Source organism: Aeromonas sp. QDB23 (assembly GCF_027707745.1).
In the GTDB taxonomy this organism is placed as follows: domain Bacteria; phylum Pseudomonadota; class Gammaproteobacteria; order Enterobacterales; family Aeromonadaceae; genus Aeromonas; species Aeromonas allosaccharophila.
The window spans coordinates 120,183-141,872 of the sequence record NZ_JAPCJA010000001.1; the positions used below are offsets into that span (position 1 = coordinate 120,183).

The 21,690-nt window shown below is 59.7% G+C and carries 20 protein-coding genes; 11 read left to right on the forward strand and 9 right to left on the reverse strand.

Going from position 1 to position 21,690, the window contains the following annotated elements:
• Positions 1 to 4: 4 nt before the first annotated feature.
• From murD to mutT, 11 genes are all read left to right on the forward strand, one after another.
• Entirely contained in the window at positions 5 to 1,288 is a 1,284-nt protein-coding gene (gene murD / locus PG888_RS00585) for a UDP-N-acetylmuramoyl-L-alanine--D-glutamate ligase (RefSeq protein ID WP_139406675.1), read from the forward strand.
• Positions 1,285 to 2,466 carry a cell division protein FtsW gene (gene ftsW / locus PG888_RS00590; protein WP_042058675.1) on the forward strand — a complete coding sequence of 394 codons (1,182 nt, stop codon included), beginning with the start codon at positions 1,285 to 1,287 and terminating at the stop codon, positions 2,464 to 2,466. Before murD ends, ftsW begins: the two co-directional genes overlap by 4 nt.
• Positions 2,466 to 3,548, forward strand: coding sequence for an undecaprenyldiphospho-muramoylpentapeptide beta-N-acetylglucosaminyltransferase (murG, locus tag PG888_RS00595; protein ID WP_139406676.1), 1,083 nt, complete (start codon positions 2,466 to 2,468; stop codon positions 3,546 to 3,548). The genes ftsW and murG overlap by 1 nt, the downstream gene beginning before the upstream one ends.
• A gap of 111 nt (positions 3,549 to 3,659) precedes the next feature.
• Complete coding sequence (murC, locus tag PG888_RS00600) at positions 3,660 to 5,114, forward strand: UDP-N-acetylmuramate--L-alanine ligase (RefSeq protein ID WP_270692513.1); 1,455 nt, start codon at positions 3,660 to 3,662, stop codon at positions 5,112 to 5,114.
• Between the two features lie 98 nt (positions 5,115 to 5,212).
• Entirely contained in the window at positions 5,213 to 5,965 is a 753-nt protein-coding gene (locus PG888_RS00605; protein WP_042655677.1) for a cell division protein FtsQ/DivIB, read from the forward strand.
• Positions 5,946 to 7,205: a cell division protein FtsA gene (gene ftsA, locus PG888_RS00610; RefSeq protein WP_005336148.1), complete on the forward strand. Its 1,260-nt coding sequence runs from the start codon at positions 5,946 to 5,948 to the stop codon at positions 7,203 to 7,205. Before PG888_RS00605 ends, ftsA begins: the two co-directional genes overlap by 20 nt.
• 39 nt (positions 7,206 to 7,244) lie before the next feature.
• A complete protein-coding gene (gene ftsZ / locus PG888_RS00615) occupies positions 7,245 to 8,396 on the forward strand; it encodes a cell division protein FtsZ (protein WP_005336147.1) in 1,152 nt (383 codons plus the stop codon).
• Positions 8,397 to 8,495: 99 nt separating this feature from the next.
• Positions 8,496 to 9,419 (forward strand): UDP-3-O-acyl-N-acetylglucosamine deacetylase, encoded by a 924-nt coding sequence (gene lpxC, locus PG888_RS00620; RefSeq protein WP_005336146.1) that lies wholly within the window; start codon positions 8,496 to 8,498, stop codon positions 9,417 to 9,419.
• Between the two features lie 140 nt (positions 9,420 to 9,559).
• On the forward strand, positions 9,560 to 10,465 hold the full coding sequence (locus PG888_RS00625) for a M23 family metallopeptidase (RefSeq protein ID WP_042058684.1): 906 nt from the start codon (positions 9,560 to 9,562) through the stop codon (positions 10,463 to 10,465).
• Positions 10,466 to 10,523: 58 nt separating this feature from the next.
• Entirely contained in the window at positions 10,524 to 13,244 is a 2,721-nt protein-coding gene (gene secA / locus PG888_RS00630) for a preprotein translocase subunit SecA (RefSeq protein WP_042655678.1), read from the forward strand.
• Positions 13,245 to 13,429: 185 nt separating this feature from the next.
• On the forward strand, positions 13,430 to 13,834 hold the full coding sequence (gene mutT / locus PG888_RS00635; RefSeq protein ID WP_270692511.1) for an 8-oxo-dGTP diphosphatase MutT: 405 nt from the start codon (positions 13,430 to 13,432) through the stop codon (positions 13,832 to 13,834).
• Between the two features lie 76 nt (positions 13,835 to 13,910).
• Here the strand turns inward: mutT and yacG are convergent, their stop codons facing one another.
• From yacG to PG888_RS00680, 9 genes are all read right to left on the reverse strand, one after another.
• Positions 13,911 to 14,105, reverse strand: a complete 195-nt coding sequence (gene yacG, locus PG888_RS00640) for a DNA gyrase inhibitor YacG (protein ID WP_033138127.1) — start codon at positions 14,103 to 14,105, stop codon at positions 13,911 to 13,913.
• Positions 14,106 to 14,117: 12 nt separating this feature from the next.
• On the reverse strand, positions 14,118 to 14,840 hold the full coding sequence (gene zapD, locus PG888_RS00645; protein ID WP_042058692.1) for a cell division protein ZapD: 723 nt from the start codon (positions 14,838 to 14,840) through the stop codon (positions 14,118 to 14,120).
• Between the two features lie 37 nt (positions 14,841 to 14,877).
• A complete protein-coding gene (gene coaE / locus PG888_RS00650) occupies positions 14,878 to 15,492 on the reverse strand; it encodes a dephospho-CoA kinase (RefSeq protein ID WP_270692510.1) in 615 nt (204 codons plus the stop codon).
• Between the two features lie 13 nt (positions 15,493 to 15,505).
• The gene (locus tag PG888_RS00655) at positions 15,506 to 16,378 is read right to left on the reverse strand and encodes a prepilin peptidase (protein WP_270692509.1); all 873 of its coding nucleotides are present in this window, start codon (positions 16,376 to 16,378) and stop codon (positions 15,506 to 15,508) included.
• A gap of 61 nt (positions 16,379 to 16,439) precedes the next feature.
• Positions 16,440 to 17,681 carry a type II secretion system F family protein gene (locus PG888_RS00660; protein WP_234662611.1) on the reverse strand — a complete coding sequence of 414 codons (1,242 nt, stop codon included), beginning with the start codon at positions 17,679 to 17,681 and terminating at the stop codon, positions 16,440 to 16,442.
• A gap of 114 nt (positions 17,682 to 17,795) precedes the next feature.
• Complete coding sequence (gene tapB, locus PG888_RS00665) at positions 17,796 to 19,502, reverse strand: PilB family type IVa pilus assembly ATPase TapB (protein WP_270692507.1); 1,707 nt, start codon at positions 19,500 to 19,502, stop codon at positions 17,796 to 17,798.
• Positions 19,503 to 19,508: 6 nt separating this feature from the next.
• Positions 19,509 to 19,958 (reverse strand): pilin, encoded by a 450-nt coding sequence (locus PG888_RS00670; RefSeq protein ID WP_270692584.1) that lies wholly within the window; start codon positions 19,956 to 19,958, stop codon positions 19,509 to 19,511.
• 327 nt (positions 19,959 to 20,285) lie between these two features.
• Positions 20,286 to 21,149 (reverse strand): carboxylating nicotinate-nucleotide diphosphorylase, encoded by an 864-nt coding sequence (nadC, locus tag PG888_RS00675; RefSeq protein WP_270692506.1) that lies wholly within the window; start codon positions 21,147 to 21,149, stop codon positions 20,286 to 20,288.
• Between the two features lie 3 nt (positions 21,150 to 21,152).
• Positions 21,153 to 21,623, reverse strand: coding sequence for a retropepsin-like aspartic protease family protein (locus tag PG888_RS00680; RefSeq protein ID WP_270692505.1), 471 nt, complete (start codon positions 21,621 to 21,623; stop codon positions 21,153 to 21,155).
• Between the last annotated feature and the right edge of the window lie 67 nt (positions 21,624 to 21,690).

The following is a 21,690-nucleotide window of genomic DNA, read 5'->3' on the forward strand; positions in this document are numbered from 1 at the left end:
GACCATGGTCATCATCATCGGATTGGGCAAAACCGGACTCTCCTGTGTCGATTACTTCCTCGGCCGTGGCGTCACGCCACTGGTGATGGATACCCGCGCCAACCCGCCCGGCAAGGATCAACTGCCGCCGGAAGTGGAGTTGATCCATGGGCTCGACGAGGCGCTGCTCAAGCAGGCGCACATGATCGTCGCGAGCCCGGGTATCGCGCTGGCGACCCCCGAACTGAAAGCCGCCGCCGAGCGTGGCGTGCAGATCATCGGGGATATCGAGCTGTTTGTCCGCGAGACCCAGACCCCGGTCATCGCCATCACCGGCTCCAACGGCAAGAGCACCGTCACTACCCTGGTGGGCGAGATGATTGCCGAGGCGGGCCTCAAGGTCGGTGTGGGTGGCAATATAGGCATCCCGGCGCTGGAGCTGCTCAAGCAGCCGATGGATCTCTGCGTGCTGGAGCTCTCCAGCTTCCAGCTCGAGACCACCTACAGCCTGCGTGCTGCCGCGTCCGTGGTGTTAAACCTCAGTGAGGATCATATGGATCGCTATCAGGGCATGGCCGACTATCGCGCCGCCAAGATGGAGATCCATCAGCACTCCAAACACATTCTGGTCAATCGCGACGATGCCCAGACCCTGCCGGATGTGGGTCAGGTGTGGCAGAGCTTCGGTCTCGACTGCAATGGCTATGGCCGTTGCCTGCTGGATGGCCGCTACTGGCTGACCCTGCACGGCGAACCGCTGCTGGCGGTGGACGAGATGAAGATCGTCGGCGCCCACAATCAGGCCAATGCGCTGGCCGCCATGGCGCTGTGCGATGCAGTTGGCATTCCCCGTGCAGCCCAGCTCACCGTGCTGCGCCGCTTCGAGGGCTTGCCCCATCGTGCCCGCTTCGTGCGCGAGGTGAACGGGGTGCGCTGGATCAACGACTCCAAGGCCACCAACGTGGGAGCCACGCTGGCTGCCGTTGCCGGTGTGCGCGAGTCGGTCAAGGGGCGCCTGTTGCTGCTGGCCGGTGGTCAGGGCAAGGGGCAGGATTTTGGCCCGATCCAGGCGCTGCTGGGCAACCAGATCGATCACATGTACTGCTTCGGTCAGGATGCCGAGGTGCTGTTGGCACTGGGCGAGCAGACCGAACGGGTGGCCGACTTGGCCGCTGCGGTCGCCAAGGCGGCAGCCGATGCCCGGCCCGGTGACTGGGTGCTGCTGGCGCCAGCCTGTGCCAGCCTCGATCAGTTCAAGTCGTTCGAGGTGCGTGGCGATCGTTTCACCGAGATGGTGCTGGCGCTATGAACGCCCTTCGCGCGGCAGCAGGTCTGTTCCAGCGCTGGTTGTTACCGGCGCGTCCTGCCGGTCTCTACGATCGGCAGCTGGTACTGCTGGCGCTCTCCCTGATGGCGGTCGGGGTGGTCATCGTGGCCTCGGCGTCGATCCCCGAGGGGATTGCGCTGGGGGATGACCCCTTCATGTTCGTGAAGCGTCACGCCCTGTTTCTGGTGATGGCGCTCGGTATCTCCTGGTTTGTGTTGCAGGTGCCGATGGCGCGCTGGCAACAGCACAACGGCCCCATGTTGCTGCTGGCGATCTTGATGCTGGTGCTGGTGCTGCTGGTGGGGCGCAACGTTAACGGTGCGGTGCGCTGGTTGCCGCTCGGCCCCTTCAACCTGCAGCCTGCCGAGTTTGGCAAGCTGGCGCTGTTTGTCTATCTGGCCGGCTATCTGGTGCGGCGCCAGAGCGAAGTACGTGAAGCCTGGATCGGCTTCTTGAAACCGCTGGCGGTGTTCGGGGTGCTGGCGGTCTTGCTGCTGTTGCAGCCGGACCTGGGTTCCACCGTGGTGATGTTTGTTACCTCGTTTGGCATGCTGTTTCTGGCCGGTGCCCGACTGGGACAGTTTTTGACCCTGATCGGCGCGGGCCTCGGCTCGGTGGTGATGCTGATCATCGTCGAGCCCTACCGGATGCGGCGGGTGACCTCCTTTATGGATCCCTGGGCCGATCCGTTCGGCAGCGGCTACCAGTTGACCCAGTCGCTGATGGCGTTTGGCCGTGGCAGCTGGTTTGGCGAAGGGCTTGGCAACTCCATCCAGAAGATGGAGTACCTGCCGGAAGCGCACACCGACTTCGTGTTTGCGATCCTCGGTGAAGAGCTGGGGTACGTCGGGGTGCTGGGCGCCCTGTTCCTGATTTTTGCGCTGGCGATCAAGGCGCTCAAGCTGGGGCATCGCGCGCTGGTGGCAGAGCGGCTCTATGACGGCTATCTGGCCATCGGCATCGGCATCTGGTTCAGCTTCCAGACCTTCGTCAACGTTGGCGCGGCCAGCGGCATGATGCCGACCAAGGGCTTGACCCTGCCGCTGGTCAGTTACGGTGGTTCCAGTCTCATCATCATGGCGGTGGCGGTGAGCATGTTGATTCGAATCGATTTTGAGTTGCGTCAGGCGACAGCCCAGGCGCGCGTGCGGGAGGTTTAGTGAGCAAGACTCTGTTGGTGATGGCAGGTGGTACCGGTGGGCATGTGTTCCCCGGTCTGGCCGTGGCCGATCGCCTGAAGGCCCAGGGCTGGACTGTCCACTGGCTCGGCACTGCCGACCGGATGGAGGCGGAGCTGGTGCCCGCCCACGGTTATCCCATCTCCTTCATCGATATTCAGGGGGTGCGTGGCAACGGCATCAAGCGACTGCTGGTGGCGCCCTATCGCATCGTCAAATCGATTCTGCAGGCGCGTCAGGTGCTCAAGACCGTTCGCCCTGACGTGGTGCTCGGCATGGGCGGTTTTGCCTCTGGCCCGGGTGGCGTGGCGGCCTGGTTCTCCGGCATCCCGTTGTTGCTCCATGAGCAAAATGCCGCTGCAGGCATGACCAACAAGCTGCTGGCCCGTATCGCCAGGCGGGTGCTGATGGCATTTCCGGGCGCCTTCGCGCCGAGCCGTCGTACCGCCGTGGTCGGTAATCCGGTGCGTCCTGAAGTGGTCGCCCTGCCGGATCCGCAACTGCGCAGTGGAGCCGAGCCGCTGCATCTGCTGATCGTCGGTGGCAGTCTGGGGGCCCGGGTGCTCAACGAGCAGGTGCCTGCTGCGGTGGCGGCTGCCGGTGTGCCCATTGAAGTGCGTCACCAGTGTGGCAAGGGCAATGCAGAGACTGTGTCTGCTGCCTATGCCCAGCACGGCATCAATGCCGAGGTGAGCGAATTTATCAAGGATATGGCCAGTGCCTACGCCTGGGCCGACCTGGTGGTCTGCCGTGCCGGTGCCCTGACCGTTTCCGAAGTGGCTGCCGCCGGTGTGGCTGCCATTTTCGTGCCGCTGCCCCATGCGGTGGATGATCACCAGACCCGTAACGCCCTGACCCTGGTCGACGGTGGTGCGGCCGAGTTTCTGCCCCAGTCCGAGCTGAATACTGCATCACTGGCGGCGCGGCTGACCTGGCTGGCTGGTCGCAGGGAGACCCTGTTTAACATGGCGAAAGCGGCTCGTCGCGTCGCCATTACCGATGCGGCCGAGCGGGTTGCCGATGAGTGCAAACAGCTCGCAACCGGGCAGAGTGGTAAAGATTGATGAGCAAGGTTGCAGCGGTGACACCGTGCAGCCTTGTACCTGTATGTATTGATGCCGCCGTGCAGCAGCGCTTTGACGGCACATGGCCTGCGGCAGACTAAAGAGACGATTATGACCAAGGTTGAACTGGCAAAACTGCGTACTGTGATCCCCGAAATGCGCCGCGTGCGTCGCATCCACTTTATCGGCATCGGTGGTGCCGGTATGGGCGGGATCGCCGAAGTGCTTGCCAACGAAGGGTATCAGGTAACGGGTTCTGATCTGGCTCGCAACGCCGTGACCGAACGGTTGGCCGGACTGGGCGCTCACATCTTCGTCGGTCACAGTGCCGAACACGTCGAGGGTGCCAGCGTGGTGGTGGTCTCTACCGCCATCAAGCAGGACAACCCTGAGCTGCTGGCCGCCCGCGAATTGCGGATCCCGGTGGTGCGCCGCGCCGAGATGCTGGCCGAGCTGATGCGTTTCCGTCACGGTATCGCCATCGCCGGTACCCACGGCAAGACCACCACCACCAGTCTGGTGGCGAGCATCTATGCCGAAGCTGACCGCGACCCGACCTTTGTCATCGGTGGCCTGCTTAACAGCGCCGGCACCAATGCCCGCCTGGGCAGCAGCCGCTATCTGATTGCCGAGGCGGACGAGAGCGACGCCTCTTTCCTGCATCTGCAGCCGATGGTCTCTATCGTGACCAACATCGAAGCGGATCACATGGATACCTACGGCGGTGACTTCTCCAAGCTGAAGGCCACCTTCATCGAGTTTCTGCACAATCTGCCCTTCTACGGACTGGCGGTGGTCTGCATCGATGATCCGGTGATCCGTGGCATGTTGCCCGAGATTGCCCGCCCGACCCTGACCTACGGTCTCTCTGACGATGCTGATGTGCAGGTGCTGGATTTTGTCCAGACCACCAACCACAGCTGTTTCCGGGTTCGCCGCAAAGAGGCGGGTGAACTGCAGGTCACCCTCAATTTGCCGGGGATTCACAACGCAATGAATGCCGCAGCGGCGATAGCTGTCGCGACTGAGGACGGTGTCAGCGATGAGGCCATCATCCGTGCGCTGGCCAAATTTGAGGGGGTCGGCCGTCGCTTCCAGCAGTATGGCGAGTTTGAGACCGGCCGCGGCAAGGCGATGCTGGTGGACGATTACGGTCACCACCCGAGTGAAGTGAAGGTCACCATCAACGCCGCCCGTGCCGGTTGGCCCGAGAAGCGTCTGGTGATGGTGTTCCAGCCGCACCGTTATACCCGCACCCGCGACCTCTACGAGGACTTCGCCGATGTGCTCTCCAAGGTAGACGTGCTGGTGATGCTGGAGGTTTATGCTGCCGGTGAGGAACCGATCCCGGGCGCAGATGGACGAGCACTGTGCCGCTCCATTCGCTCGCGCGGCAACCTTGAACCCATCTTCGTCGCCACGCCAGATGACGTGCCAGCCGTGCTGGCCGACCTGATTGGCGAGGGGGATTTGGTGCTGACTCAAGGCGCCGGGAACGTCGGGGCGCTTGCCCGTCGTCTCGGAGATATGAAATTGAGCATAGATAGCATGAAATCTGGCGCCTGAGGGCCCAATGAGTATTTTGACCGCCAAGCCGGGGCCTATATAATGGCGAACCGGTCTGTCAAAAGGCCGGATTAGCGCGTTACACGGGGAACGATCGGGTGGAGGCAAGGGCACAGGGGCGCACCAAGGGTGGCTTCATCGCAGGCGTAGTGTTTTTCCTGCTGGTGATATGGGGCTGCTACCGGACGGCGCTGGACGTTAAAGGTTGGCTGACAGATGCCAACCGGTTGCCCATGAGCGAGCTGTTGCTGCAGGGGCAACACCAGTATTTGCAAACCGAAGAGCTGCGGATGGCCGTGCTGGATGGCGCCGAGCTGCGCAACTTCTTCGAATTGGACGTCAACGAATTGCAGGCACGGCTCAATGCCCTGCCATGGGTAGCTCAGGTCTCGGTACGAAAGAAGTGGCCGAACAAGATCAAGATCTACCTCACGGAACAAGATGTGGCGGCGCGCTGGAATGGCAACCGCTTCGTCAACACCAGGGGCACGGTATTCAGTGCCCCGGATCGGGTCAAGACGCCGCTGTTGCAGCTGTCAGGGCCGGATGACCAGGCCGCCCGGGTGTTGAAAGAGAGTCGGCAGTACGAGTCGCAACTGGCTGCCAAGGGATACAAGTTGCTGGGGGTGAATCTGACCCCACGCCATGCCTGGGAACTGACCCTGGATGGCAATATCAAGCTGTTCCTGGGACGCAATGACATTGCGCTCCGGTTGCAGCGGTTTATCGATGCCTTCCCGGTCATCGAACCCCGTGCGCAAGTTGCCTACGTGGATCTTCGATACGACACCGGAATGGCAGTTGGCTGGAAGAAGAGCGAAGAGAAAGTGCATGACCAACACCGCAGATAGGAATTTGATTGTCGGACTGGATATCGGCACAACCAAGGTGGCGGTTCTGGTCGGGGAAGTATTGCCGGACGGTGAACTCAACGTCATCGGTATGGGCAGTCACGCTTCCCGCGGAATGGAGAAGGGCGGGGTCAATGACCTCGACTCCGTGGTCAAGTCACTGCGCCGCGCGGTGGAAGAGGCCGAGATGATGGCCGACTGCCAGATCAGCTCGGTTTATCTGGGTTTGTCCGGCAAGCATATTGACTGCCGCAATGAGACCGGTATGGTGCCCATCTCCGATGAAGAGGTGACCCAGGAGGATGTGGACAACGTGATCCACACCGCCAAGTCGGTTCGCCTCTCCGACGAGTTGCGGGTGCTGCATGTGCTGCCTCAGGAGTTTGCCATCGATTATCAGGAAGGGATCAAGAATCCGGTTGGCCTCTCCGGTGTGCGGATGGCGGCCAAGGTTCACCTGATCACCTGCCACAACGACATGGCCCGCAACATTGAGAAATGTGTGGAGAAGGTCGGCTTGCGGGTGGATCAACTGATCTTCTCCGCGCTGGCCTCCAGCTATGCCGTGTTGACCGAAGACGAGAAAGAGCTGGGTGTCTGCGTAGTGGACATCGGTGGCGGTACCATGGACATGTCGCTGTTTACCGGCGGTGCCCTGCGCCACACCAAGGTGATCCCGTACGCTGGCAGCACGGTGACCAGCGATATCGCCTACGCCTTCGGCACGCCGCCGCTCGACGCAGAAGCGATCAAGGTGCGCTACGGTTGCGCCCTCGGCCGTCTGGTCAGTAAGGAAGACAATATTGAAGTACCCAGTGTCGGCGGTCGTCCGGCGCGCAGCCTGCAACGGCAGACACTGGCTGAAGTGATTGAGCCCCGTTACACCGAGTTGCTCTCCATGGTGAATGATGAGCTGGTGCGGGTACAGAGCGAGTTGAAAGCGCAGGGGGTCAAGCATCAGCTGGCAGCCGGTGTGGTCTTGACCGGCGGCGCTGCCCAGATTGAAGGCATTGTGGAGTGTGCAGAGCAGATCTTCCAGAGCCAGGTCCGGGTGGGAGAGCCCATGAACATACGTGGTTTGAGTGATTACGTGCAGGCACCGGTGTACTCGACTGCGGTCGGGTTGCTGCAATATGGCCGCACCCATCAAGCCACAGGTAGCAACAAAGAATATGCCGCCAAGGCAAGCGTCGGTGGCCTGGTCAAACGGGTTAGCAACTGGCTGCGTGGCGAGTTCTAAGAATTTTGCTGAGTCAGGCAAATAAAGCGGAGAGACAACATGTTTGAATTTATGGATAGCCACACTGACGAAGCCGTCATTAAAGTGATCGGTGTAGGTGGCGGCGGCGGTAACGCTGTCGAGCACATGGTTCGTCAAAATATTGAGGGTGTTGAGTTCATTACCGTCAACACCGACGCCCAGGCACTGCGTAACTCCAGCGCCAACACTACCCTGCAGATCGGCGGTGGCATCACCAAGGGTCTGGGTGCCGGAGCCAATCCGGAAGTGGGTCGTGATGCGGCCATGGAAGATCGCGAAGCGCTGCGTGAGCTGCTGACCGGTTCCGACATGGTGTTCATCGCTGCCGGTATGGGCGGTGGTACCGGTACCGGTGCTGCGCCGATCGTGGCCGAAGTGGCGCGCGAGATGGGCATCCTGACCGTTGCCGTGGTCACCAAGCCGTTCTCCTTTGAAGGGAAGAAGCGGATGGGCTTCGCCGCGCACGGTATCGAAGAGCTCTCCAAAAACGTCGACTCCCTGATCACCATCCCCAACGACAAGTTGCTGAAGGTGCTGGGTCGCGGTATCTCCCTGCTGGACGCCTTCAAGGCGGCCAACGATGTACTGCTTGGCGCGGTACAGGGCATTGCCGAGCTGATCACCCGTCCGGGCTTGATCAACGTCGACTTCGCGGACGTGCGTACCGTGATGCGTGAAATGGGGACCGCCATGATGGGTACCGGTTCCGCCTCCGGTGATGACCGTGCCGAAGAAGCGGCCGAGAAAGCCATCTCCAGCCCGCTGCTGGAAGACGTGGATCTGGCCGGTGCCCGTGGCATCCTGGTCAACATCACAGCCGGTATGGACATGACCATCGAAGAGTTCGAAACCGTGGGTAACGCGGTCAAGGCCTTTGCTTCCGAGAACGCTACCGTTGTTGTGGGTACCGTAATCGACCCGGAAATGCACGACGAACTGCGTGTGACCGTGGTTGCGACCGGTATCGGTGCCGAGCGCAAGCCGGACATCACTCTGGTCAAGAGCAGCCAGGTGCAAGAGCGCCCGGTACGTCAGCCGCTGGTCAGCGACATGATGCAAGGCCGTGTGATGGACGAAGCCCCGGCCAAGGTGGTCAACGCCGAGCCGCAAGCTCGTCGCGAACCGGATTACCTGGATATTCCGGCGTTCCTGCGCAAGCAAGCTGACTAAGCCTCTTATGGCTCTTGTTTGTTTGTTGTTCAAGGAATGTGCTAAGATGGCCTGCCAACGACCATCTGGTCCGGATTTTAAGCTGTTTAGGGTACACCCATGATTAGACAAAGAACCTTGAAAACGAGTGTACAGGCGACTGGTGTCGGCCTGCATTCGGGCCGGAAAGTCACCATGACGTTCCGTCCGGCGCCTGTGAACACAGGGATCGTTTACTTGCGTACCGACCTGAATCCTGTGGTGGAGCTGCCAGCCAATGCCGATCAGGTGCGCGATACCGTGCTCTGTACCGCTCTGGTTAACGAAGCCGGCGTGCGGGTCTCTACCATTGAGCACCTCTCTGCCGCGCTGGCCGGGATGGGGATCGACAACCTCTATGTCGAGGTTGACGCGCCCGAGATCCCGGTGATGGACGGCAGTGCGCATCCCTTTATCTACCTGCTGCAGGAAGTCGGGATCCGTGAGCAGAATGCTGCGAAGCAGTTTGTGCGGATCAAGAAGAGCATCCGGGTTGAAGACGGTGACAAGTGGGCGGAATTCCACCCCTATCGCAACGGCTTCAAGATGGATCTCGAAATCGATTTCCAGCATCCGGTCTTTGAAGGGCGCAATCAGCGTTGTGTACTGGACTTCTCCGGTGCCTCCTTCGTGAAAGAGATCAGCCGTGCCCGTACCTTCGGGTTCATGCGTGATATCGAGTACCTGCGTTCCCAGAACCTGGCGCTGGGCGGAAGCCTGGAAAACGCCGTGGTACTGGACGACTATCGGGTACTGAACGAAGACGGTTTGCGTTATGAGGACGAGTTCGTCAAGCACAAGATGCTGGATGCGATCGGTGACCTCTATATGTGTAACCGCAGCATCATCGGTGAGTTCCGTGCCTACAAGACCGGACATGCCCTGAACAACAAGCTGCTGCGTGCCTTGCTGGCCGAGCAGGAGGCTTGGGAACTGGTGACCTTCGAAGGTGAGGGCGACAAAGCGCCAATCGCTTACTACGATAACGGTCTGGTTCTGGCCTGATAGCTGTGCAACGGAACGTCGGTCCTCTCTCCGCACCGACGTTCCGTCATTTGTTTACTCCATCCTTTAATACCGATTATCTCCCGGTTTTATTTCCCGTGCAGGCTCCTGGCCGCACCTGACCGAGCAGACTTAGTTCTATGAGCATTACCCTGATCCTCCACGGCAAGCAGCGACGCAAGTTGCACCTGCCCAAACAACGTCTGGCCTGGGTCGGCGGTATTCTCTTCTCCCTGTTGGCTCTAGGTGGTGGTTGGCTCTGGCAGAGCTGGCACCAGAAAATGGAGGCGCTGGAAGTGGCGCTTGCCGTTGCCGAACAACAGTCCGTCGACCAGAGTGGCGACGAAGCCCGTGAACAGTTGGCAATGCTGGCTGCTCAGGTGGGCACCATGCAGGGCCAGCTTGGCCGTCTCAATGCCCTCGGTGAACGATTGACCGAGCAGGCCGATCTCGATCCCGACGAGTTCAATTTCAAAGAGCTGCCCCCGATGGGCGGCCCTTCTTATGATGAAGATCTGGAAGTGAGCCTCAACGAGCTGCAAGCCTCGATGAAACACCTCAGCCAGCAGCTCAGCAGCCGCGAAGAGCAGCTGTCGGTACTTGAATCTTTCATCATGAATCACCATATCACCGATGCCGGTTTTATTTCCGGCACGCCAGTCAAACAGGAGCGAGTTTGGGTCTCGTCCGGGTTTGGTGGACGGGTCGACCCGTTCAACGGGCGTGCCAAGATGCACAAAGGGGTCGATTTCCGTGGCAAACCCGGAACCCCGATTCTGGCCACCGGGCCCGGCATTGTCAGCTGGGCGGGCCGTCATCCGGAATTTGGCAATATGGTGGAGATTAATCACGGCAATGGCCTGGTCACCCGCTATGCCCACAACTCCAGGTTGCTGGTCGAGGTGGGCACCCTGGTTGATCAGGGTCAGAAGATTGCCTTGATGGGACGTACCGGTCGTGCGACCGGGGTCCATCTGCATTACGAAGTGTTGAAAGACGGTCGTCAGGTCAACCCCGCACGCTTTCTCAGTGCCAGCCGGGGTTAGGTTTTTTTCTTCAGTTCCAGTGACGGAACGCTTTTATAACCAGAAATAGTTGGTACCCATGATTAGCACACTGCTTACCAAGATTATCGGCAGCCGGAACGACAGAACGCTCAAGGCTTTGCGCAAAATTGTAAAACAGATCAATGCCATGGAGCCGCAGTTCGAGGCTCTGTCCGATGCCGAGTTGCAGGCCAAAACGGCCGAATATCGTCAGCGTATCGAGCAGGGTGAGACCCTGGAGCAGCTGCTGCCGGAAGCGTTTGCGACCGTGCGTGAAGCCTCCAAGCGGGTGTTCGGCATGCGTCACTTCGACGTGCAGCTGATCGGCGGCATGGTGCTGAACTCCAACCGCATCGCGGAAATGAAGACCGGTGAAGGTAAAACCCTGACCGCAACTCTGCCAGCTTACCTGAACGCACTGAGTGGCCGTGGTGTGCACGTGGTAACGGTGAACGACTACCTGGCCAAGCGTGATGCGGAAGCGAACCGTCCGCTGTTCGCCTTCCTTGGCATGACCGTTGATTGCAACGTGCCCGGCATGGATGCGTCCCAGAAGCGTGACGCCTACGCTGCCGACATCACCTACGGTACCAACAACGAATTCGGTTTTGACTACCTGCGCGACAACATGGCGTTCTCGCCGGAGCAGCGCGTCCAACGTCCGCTCAACTACGCGCTGGTGGATGAGGTGGACTCGGTGCTTATCGATGAAGCCCGTACCCCGCTGATCATCTCCGGCCCGGCCGAAGATAGCTCAGAGCTCTATATTCGCGTCAACAAGCTGATCCCGCTGCTGGTCAAGCAGGACAAGGAAGACACCGAAGAGTACACCGGCGACGGTCACTACACGGTGGACGAGAAGAACCGTCAGGCACTGCTGACTGAAAACGGCCAGATCTTCGTGGAAGAGCTGCTCAAGAAAGAGGGGCTGCTGGATGAGAACGACTCGCTGTTCTCCGCTTCCAACATCAGCCTGTTGCACCACGTCAATGCGGGTCTGCGTGCTCACACCCTGTTCGAGCGCAACGTGGACTACATCGTCCAGAAAGACGAGATCGTCATCGTCGACGAGCACACCGGCCGTACCATGCCGGGTCGTCGCTGGTCCGATGGTCTGCATCAGGCTGTTGAAGCGAAGGAAGGGGTGAAGATCCAGAACGAGAACCAGACGCTGGCATCCATCACCTTCCAGAACTACTTCCGTCTCTACAACAAGCTGGCGGGCATGACCGGTACTGCAGATACCGAAGCCTTTGAATTCCAGCAGATTTATGGCCTGGACACCGTGGTTATCCCGACCAACAAGCCGATGGTGCGCAAGGACATGGGCGATCTGGTCTACCTGACCGCCAACGAGAAGTATGCCGCTATCGTCGAAGATATCCGTGGTTGTGTTTCCCGTGGTCAGCCGGTGCTGGTGGGTACCGTCTCCATCGAGAACTCCGAGCTGCTCTCCGGCATCCTGACCAAGGAGAACATTCCGCACAAGGTGCTGAACGCCAAGTTCCACGCCATGGAAGCTGAGATCGTCGCTCAGGCTGGCCAGATTGGTGCGGTCACCATCGCCACCAACATGGCCGGTCGTGGTACCGACATCGTGCTGGGTGGCAACTGGCAGGCAGAGATTGCCAAGCTGGAAAATCCGACCAGCGAGCAGATTGCCGAGCTGAAAGCCGCCTGGCAGGTGCGTCACGATGAAGTGCTGGCCGCCGGTGGTCTGCACATTATCGGTACCGAGCGTCACGAATCCCGTCGTATCGACAACCAGCTGCGCGGCCGTTCCGGTCGTCAGGGTGACCCGGGCTCCTCCCGTTTCTACCTCTCCATGGAAGATACCCTGATGCGGATCTTCGCCTCCGACCGCGTGACCGGCATGATGAAGAAGCTGGGCATGGAAGAGGGCGAAGCCATCGAGCACCCGTGGGTCACCAAGGCGATCGAAAACGCCCAGCGCAAGGTGGAAGGTCGCAACTTCGACATCCGCAAGAGCTTGCTGGAGTTTGATGACGTTGCCAACGACCAGCGCAAGGTGGTCTACGAGCAGCGCAACGAGCTGCTGGATACCAACGACATCTCCGAGACCATTCACGTCATCCGTGACGATGTGTACGGCGCAGTGATCGACGAGTACATCCCGCCCCAGTCTCTGGAAGAGATGTGGGACGTGCCGGGTCTGGAAGCGCGCCTGAAGGCTGACTTCGCGCTGGATCTGCCGCTGCAACAGTGGCTGGCGGAAGATGACAAGCTGTATGAAGAGAAGCTGCGCGAGCGCATTCTGGATGAAGCCACCAAGCTCTATGCCCACAAGGAAGAGCTGGTTGGCAAAGAGGTGCTGCGCAACTTCGAGAAAGCGGTGATGCTGCAAACTCTGGATGGTCTGTGGAAAGAGCATCTGGCGGCCATGGATCACCTGCGTCAGGGCATCCATCTGCGCGGTTACGCCCAGAAGAACCCCAAGCAGGAGTACAAGCGCGAATCCTTCGATCTGTTCACCCAGATGCTGGAAACCCTCAAGCGCGACGTGGTCAGCATCCTGAGCCGTGTTCAGGTTCAGGAGCGCGATGTGGAAGCGATGGAAGAGCAGCAGCGCCAGCAGGCGGAAGCCGCTCCACGTACCTACACCCATGCCGCCGCAGAGAGCCAGCTGGCCGATGAAGAGGCCGCAGGCGAAGAGGGTCACACCACCTTCGTGCGCGATGAGCAGAAGATCGGCCGCAACGATCCCTGCCCGTGCGGTTCCGGCAAGAAGTACAAGCATTGCCACGGTCAGTTGACCTGATCGACGCAATGCCATGACAAGGCGGGCCCGGTGCCCGCCTTGTTTTTGTCAGAGGGTGGCAAAGTCACAGTGGTGGCGCTACTTGACCAAGGGTTATCAGATATCAGGCATCATCGGCCGCTCACCCAGCCGGAGGTTGGGCGCATCGAGCGGTCCGGTCAGGCATAGAGTGCAAAGGTAACAAGATGGAACAGAAAAAGCGGATCTGGGTGGCGGTTGGCGTCATCGAGAATGAACGGGGCGATATCTTCATCGCCAGACGCTCCTCCGATCGCCATCAGGGGGATCGCTGGGAGTTTCCCGGTGGCAAGGTAGAGTCGGGCGAGGATCTGCTCACCGCGCTGGATCGGGAGCTGTGGGAAGAGATCGGTATCCGGGTTCAAGATTGTGCTCCCTTCATGGAGTTGCAGCACGACTACCCCGAGAAGCAGGTCTTGCTGGATATCTGGAAGGTGACCCGTTTCAGCGGCGAACCGTTCGGCAAGGAGGGGCAGGAGTGTCTGTGGGTGCCGGTGGCAGAGCTGCACAACTACCACTTCCCCGATGCCAATGGCCCGATTGTGGCGCGGCTACAGGGTCTGCTGGCGTGAGCCGATAGCAACCAACAAGCATGAAAAAAGGGCCCGTCGGCCCTTTTTCATTTTAAAGAGGTGAGTGACCACTGGCTTATAGCCACTGATCGCCCTCTTCCGGCTCCGGCAGCAGATCCGGGTTGATCTCCCCCGGGATGCGCTTCTCTTCATCGGCCCATTCGCCGAGATCGATCAGCTGGCAGCGCTTGCTGCAGAAGGGGCGAAACGGACTCTGCGGGCCCCACTCCAGCTCGGTTTGGCAAGTCGGGCATTTGACCTTGGTGACCATCAGGATGTCTCCTTAACAGCAGGCAAGCTGGAATGTCACATCGCCAATCGGCTGTTCTGCGGTGGGCAGAAAGCGCAGGGCGAAGCGGTTCTTGTGGCCGCTCAGGGTCGGGTAGCAGAACAGGTTGCCCGGCAGCTTGATGCGGATAAGCTCGGCGCTCTCGGCGGTGTCCTGGAAGAAACCGTTACTGGCAACCTGCTCACTGAAACTGCCTGACTCGCGCCACAGGCGCAGCAACAGGGTGATGGCATTCATCAGCAGGTTGATGTCGCTCAGCCAGCCCTGCATCTGCTGGTGACGGGTGATGGCCGGGGTTCCGAGCCAGTGGTGCAGCTGTGGCACATCGAAGGCACACAGGCCACCGGGGATGGAGAAACGCTGGCGGATCGAGCCGAGCAGGCGGTCCTCTTTCAGGCGGGCACCCGGGCGTGGCGAGTTGAGCAGGTTGCGGGAGAGCTGGCTGCTCTCTTGCTGCATCTGCTTGATCTGCTCCAGATCGACATCGGGCAGGCTGGCCCAGTGGCTCAGACGCTGGCCGAGACGCTCCAGATCCTTGATGAGGTCGGCGCGCAGGTCACCACGCTCCAGCAACTCCTGCAGATCGAACAGCCCCTTGAAGAAGGCGATATGTGCCCAGGATTGTTCACTCTCCAGATTGTCGCGGATCTGGGAAAACAGGGACTCCAGACGAAGATAGGTCCGGCTTTTTTCATTGAGGGGGAAATCGTAAATCATGCCTAATCCTGGCCAGCCATAAACCGGCCTAGTGTACTCACACTTGGCGGGCTTGTTGAGAGGCAATTGCCAGATATGTCTCGTGCAGCGCCAAAATCCGCGTTTTAATCGCCATTTCGCTGCCATTGTGGTTTTCGATGACATCATCCGCCGCGGCAAGGCGCTCCGACCGGCTCGCCTGGGCGGCGATGATGGCCTTGGCTTGCTCGGCCGATACCCCATCCCGACGGCAGGTACGCTCAATCTGGGTGGCTTCATCCACATCGATCACCAGCACCCGATTGGCGAGGCCGGTGAGTTTGTTCTCCACCAGCAGCGGCACCACCAGCAGGCAGTAAGGTGAGCGGGCTGCGGCACACTGGCGCAGCATTTCGCTGCGAATAAGTGGGTGGAGCAGGGCATTGAGCCACTCTTTGGCCCGTGGGTCGCTGAAGACCTGCTCGCGCAGGGCGCGACGATCGAGTTGACCGCTCGGATCAATCACATCCGGGCCAAACTGGTCGGCGATGGCGGCAAGGGCCGGGGTGCCCGGCTCGACCACTTCGCGGGCGATCACATCGGCATCCACCACCTCGATACCCAGCGCGGCAAACTGATTGGCAATAGTGGTTTTGCCGCTGCCGATACCACCTGTGATAGCAACTACATACATGGGGGCCTCTTGCTCAAAGCAGGGTAGAGAGATACCAGCGGGTGATGGTATCGCCCCACAACAGGGCGATCCAGCCCGCGATAGCGAGGTAGGGGCCGAAGGGGATGGGCTTGCCCTGATGGTGTTTGTGCAAGGCGATCAGGCTGATGCCGATCACAGCGCCGACCAGGGATGAGAGCAGCAGAATAATGGGCAGCGCCTGCCAACCGAGCCAGGCGCCGAGGGCTGCCAGCAGCTTGAAGTCGCCATAGCCCATCCCCTCCTTGCCTGTGAGCAACTTGAAGGCCCAGTAGAGGCTCCAGAGCACCAGATAGCCCGCCATGGCGCCAATCACGGCATCAGCCAGCGGCACGAAACCACCTGCCAGATTGAACAGCAGCCCGCCCCACAGCAGTGGCAAGGTGAGCTGGTCTGGCAACAACATCTTGTCGAGATCGATAAAGGTGAGGGCAACCAGTATCCAGGTGAGCAGCAGGGCGGCCAGCGTGCTCCATCCTGGTGTAATCACCATAGCAACAGCTACCGAGAGCAGGGCGGTCAGCAGTTCCACCAGCGGATAGCGGGCCGAGATCGGTGCCTGACAGTCGCGGCAACGCCCTTTGAGCCAGAGCCAGCTCAGCAGCGGGATGTTCTCCAGCGCAGTGATGGCGTGACCACAGTGAGGGCATGCGGAGCGCGGAACCATCAGGTTGTAGCGCTCTGGCGCAGTGGCCTCCTCATCGGGGGCGAAGTAGCTGCGATACTCGGCCTGCCACTCCCGCTCCAGCATGATGGGCAGGCGATGGATCACGACGTTGAGGAAGCTGCCGATCATCAGGGAGAAGAGAAAAACCAGCGAGAAGTAGAGCCAGGGCAAGCCGTGAGCCAGCTCGAGAAGAAGTGTCATAACCAACCGTCAGTCATTAAATGAGGGGGAGGGCATGGCGGTGGTGCCATGCCCTGATGAATCAGCCTACCACGTCGCCAAGCTTGAAGATGGGCAGGTACATGGCGATAACCATGCCGCCGACCAGCACCCCGAGTACCACCATGATGAGGGGTTCCAGCAGGCTGGTGAGGCCATCGACCAGATCATCCACCTCCTGTTCGAAAATGGTGGCGACCTTGGAGAGCATATCATCGATGGCACCGGACTCCTCACCGATCATCACCATCTGGATCACCATGTCGGGGAAGAGATCGACGGTGCGCATCGCCACGTTGATCTGCATACCTGCCACCACCTCGTTGCGGATGGCCATTACCGCGGTGCGATAGACATAGTTGCCGGAGGCCCCAGCAGCCGAAATCAGCGCATCCACCAGCGGGATACCAGCGGAGAAGGTGGTCGACAGAGTGCGGGCAAAGCGGGCCATCGCCGCCTTGTGCAGGATCATCCCGACCACCGGAATGGTGAGTACAAACTTGTCGGTGTTGTCTCTTACCTTCTGGGAGGCGCGCCAAGCCCGTACATAGAGGAAGATGCCAAGGGCCGTGCCGCCAAAGAAGACATACCACCAGTTCTGCATAAAGCGGGAGATGCCGATGACAAACTGGGTGAACACCGGCAGCTCGGCGCCGAAGCTTTTGAAGATATCCTCGAACTGCGGAATGACGAATAGCAGCAGGATGGAGGTCACCACGATGGCCACCAGAATGACCATGGTGGGGTAGAACATCGCCTTCTTGATCTTCGACTTGAGCGCCTCCGACTTTTCCCGATAGGTGGCGATGCGGTCGTAGATGGTCTCCAGCGCACCGGATTGCTCACCGGCTTCCACCAGATCGCAGTAGAGATCGTCAAAGTAGCGGGGATGACGGCGCAGCGCCTCCGACATGGGGGTGCCGGTCTCCACATCGGCGGCAATCTGCCCCATCAGCTCGCGCATCGAGGCTTTCTCGTGGCTGCGGGCGATGATCTGCAGGCTCTGCACCAGTGGTACGCCAGCGGAAAGCATGGTGGTGATCTGGCGGGAGACGATGGCGATATCCATCGGTTTGATCTTGGCGCCGCCCTTGGAGAAGAGCCCCTGGGACTTCTTGGCCACCTTGGTGACGTTGACCCCCTGCTTGCGCAGCTCGGCCTTGACAGTGTTGATGCTGTCGGCCTGTAGCTCGCCGGAGACCTTCTGCCCCTTGCGGTTTACCCCGTGCCAGCGGAAGGCGAAGACTTTTTTGGGGGCATTGTTCTTCTTGGTTAGGGTTGCCATCTTTGCATCCTGCAATTGGGTCGGGCGCCAGCCCTTATGACACAAACGTCCGATTACGCCACGCTAATCGAACCTACGCACCGAGTGTTAGCGGCGACTGTTTCGCCACGCGAATTAGTTGGTGGTGACCCGGTTGACCTCGGCCAGACTTGTGACCCCGAGTCGGGCCTTCTCCAGCCCCGAGGTACGCAGGGTACGCATCCCCTCTTTTTGGGCAATCGCCGCGATTTGCAGCGAGTTGGCCCCCTGCATGATCAATTTGGCGATGTTCTCCGACATCAGCATGATCTCGTAGATGCCGACTCGCCCCTTGTAGCCGCCGGAACACTCCTTGCAACCGACCGGTTTGAACAGTCGCAAGCCGGCCGCCAGCTGTTGCGGGGTAAAGCCCAGCTCCAGTAGTTCGGCTTCCGGCACCACCTCCGGCGCCTTGCAGTGGTCGCACAGTTTACGGGCCAGCCGCTGGGCCATGATCAGGGTCACCGAGGAGGCGATGTTGAAGGCCGGCACCCCCATGTTCATCATCCGGGTCAAGGTCTCGGCGGCGGAGTTGGTGTGCAGGGTGGAGAGCACCAGGTGCCCGGTCTGTGCTGCCTTGATGGCGATTTCGGCGGTTTCGAGATCACGGATCTCCCCCACCATCACCACATCCGGGTCTTGCCGCAAGAAGGAGCGCAGGGCGCTGGCGAAGGTGAGCCCCGCCTTGGGATTGACCTGCACCTGATTGACGCCGGGCAGGTTGATCTCTACCGGATCTTCGGCGGTTGAGATGTTCACCTCGGTGGTATTGAGAATATTGAGGCCGGTATAGAGCGAGACGGTTTTACCCGAGCCGGTGGGGCCGGTCACCAAGATCATCCCCTGCGGCTTGGAGAGGGCGCGCAGGTATTGCGCCTTCTGCCGGTCATCAAAGCCGAGTTGTTCGATATTGAGCCGCGCCGCCGAGGAGTCGAGCAGACGGATCACGATCTTCTCCCCCCACATGGTGGGCAGGGTGTTGACCCGCATATCCATCGACTTGTTGCGCGACAGCTTCAGCTTGATGCGGCCATCCTGCGGCAGCCGCCGCTCGGCGATATCGAGCCGCGCCATCACCTTAAGGCGGGCGGAGAAGCGGTTGGAGAGATTGACCGGCGGTGTGGCAATTTCATGCAGAATGCCATCGATGCGAAAGCGAACCCGATACTTGAACTCATAGGGCTCGAAGTGCAGGTCGGAGGCGCCGCGCTTGATGGCATCCATCAGGATTTTGTTGATGTACTTGACGATGGGGGCATCGTCATCGGCGGTATTGACGCTCTCGTCCAACCGACTGTTCTCGTCGGAGACCTCGAGATCCGAAATCTCGGATTCGTCGATATCCTCCATGCCGAGGGCGTCGCTCTCGTTCTCCAGCAGCTTGGCTATGGCGGCGGTGAGCTTGTTCTCCTCTACCAGCAGTGCCTCGGTATGGAGCCCGAAGCTGAAGCCGAAATCCTCCAGTGCCGACACATTGGTCGGATCCGACATGGCGATATAGAGGGTGTGGCCCTGGGTGTAGATGGGCAGGACGTGGTGCTTGTCGATCAGCTTTTGATTGAGGAACTTCTGCGGGATCTCGGCCAAATCGAAGGCGGCAAGATCCAGCAGAGGTACCCCATACTCCAGCTCGCAGAAATCGGCGAGCGCCTTGCTGTCGAGGATCTCGTTCTCTATCAGAAATGTCACAAAGGGTTTGCGCTGGGCCTTGGCCTGGCTCAGATAGCGCTGGGAGTCCTCTTCACTGATCAATGAAGAGGCGGCCAGGCTTAACGCCAGGCCGCTATTAGGGCTAGAGGTCATTGGGTACTAGCAGCGCTCTGCCGGGGTGCAGACAGTCGTCCATGTGACTTTGCCTGAGTCCAGCAGCTTGCCTTGTAATTCTACTTTTTCACCCACAGTCAGAAGTGAGGCGGCCCCTGTTTCAACTGTTGCCTTGATTACAATTTCATCATTACCGGTGCCACCCTCAGTTGTAATTGAGATGAAGTTATTCGAAGCTGAACTAGCGGCCGCGATATTGGTTGGTACGCCATTGCTACCGCCAACACACTTAGTCTTAAAATTGGTCGTGTTTGCCTTTGCTTGTCCGCAAATTTCAACAGCTGTTTTTGCTGAACCGGTAGCCATGACAACTTCCGTAAAAGCTGCTTTTTTGGTGTAGTTCTGGTATGCCGGCAGTGCTACCGCCGCCAAAATGGCCACGATTGCGACCACGATCATCAGTTCAATAAGGGTAAAACCCGATTGTTTCTTCATTTCGCTCTTCATGGAAAATATCCTTTTATCCTTGGTTCCTGGGAAGTGTCGGTGGAAAATCATCCGCACGTCAGTATCTTATCCGAGCTGTCAGGGGTGGCAACAGAGATTGCTGCCTTTGTTAACCACTTTCATGTCATTTACCAAAAACTTGATGCGAGTCATAAAATAAGTGGCCTCTTATGACTCTTTGTTACGGGTGAAAGCGGGTCCGTCATTACACTCCTTTGCTGAGGGATCCTGCATAAAGAAAAGGCGCCCATGGCGCCTTTTGCAAGTTGTTTATCCGGTTAGGTCGAGTAATTGCTCAGGCCTGCGGGGTGAATCTCACTGCTGGATAAAGCGCATGGAGAGATCGAGCGCCCGTACATGCTTGGTCAGCGCCCCGACAGAGATAAAATCGACGCCGGTGGCGGCAAACTCGGCCAAGGTGTCCAGCGTCACATTGCCGGAGACTTCGAGCTTGGCGCGGCCCTGATTGATGGTGACCGCTTCCCGCATCATGGTCACGTCGAAGTTGTCCAGCATCACGATATCGGCCTTTGCCGCCAGCGCCTGTTCCAGCTCTGCCAGCGTTTCGACTTCTACCTCTACCGGTTTGCCCGGATTGAGATGACGAGCCTCGCTAATTGCCTCGGCAATGCCGCCACAGGCGAGGATATGGTTCTCCTTGATGAGGTAAGCGTCGTAGAGGCCGATGCGGTGATTCTTGCCGCCGCCACAGGTGACTGCGTACTTCTGGGCGGTGCGAAGCCCCGGTATGGTCTTGCGAGTGTCGAGCAGGCGGCAGTCAGTGCCTTCCAGTTCAGCCACATAGCGAGCGGTGAGGGTGGCGACGCCGGATAGGGTCTGGACAAAGTTCAGGGCATTGCGCTCGCCGGTCAGCAGCAGGCGGGCAGGGCCATGGAGGCGGAACAGCTCCTGATTGGGGGAGAGCACTTCCCCATCCTGTACCTTCCACTCCACCTTCACGTCGCCGCCGAGCTGGGCGAAGACTTCATCCACCCAGGGCTGACCACAGAACACACCGGCCTCACGGGTGATGACCCGGGCGCAGGCCATCCGGTCGGCCGGGATCAGCTGGGCGGTGATATCGGCGCTGGCGTCCGGTTGGTCCAGCGTGGTGAGGGCATCGCCCAGATCTTCGAGTAGTGCGGCGCGCACGGCGCGGCTGACATCCTGTTGAAACATGCCTTATTCCTGCAAGGGTCTGAGCAGCAGTTGCCGCTCCTTTTGAACCAGCTCCAGCCGACCGAGGGCGTTCATGCCAACCAGCACTTCTTCACCGTCTGCCGCCGGATTGATAAAGATGGCCAGATCGTACAAGGTCAATGGCCCCATCGCCAGCGTTTCGATGGTGCCGTTGCCGACCCGGATCTGCCCCGCGGCGGTATTGACCTGGCTGCTGCCATAAGCGGTTAGGCCGAGGCGCTCGGCAACCTGCTGCGGGATGGTGATACGGGTGGCGCCGGTATCGAGCAGCAGTTGCACCGGCTGGCCGTTGATGGCACCCTCCAGACGATAGTGGCCGCTCTGGTCGGCTCGCAGCAACAGCTCGCCGCTGGCGGTGACGCTTGGTTGGTTGCGGGAGTGAAAATAGAGGGTCAGCAGGCCCATCAAAGAGAGCCAGGCCAGTAACCACATCCAGCGTGCCGTGTGCTGCATACCCCATCCATATCGAGCGGAAGATGACTCAGCCTAACATACCATTTCCCTTTGATTCAGTGAGTTG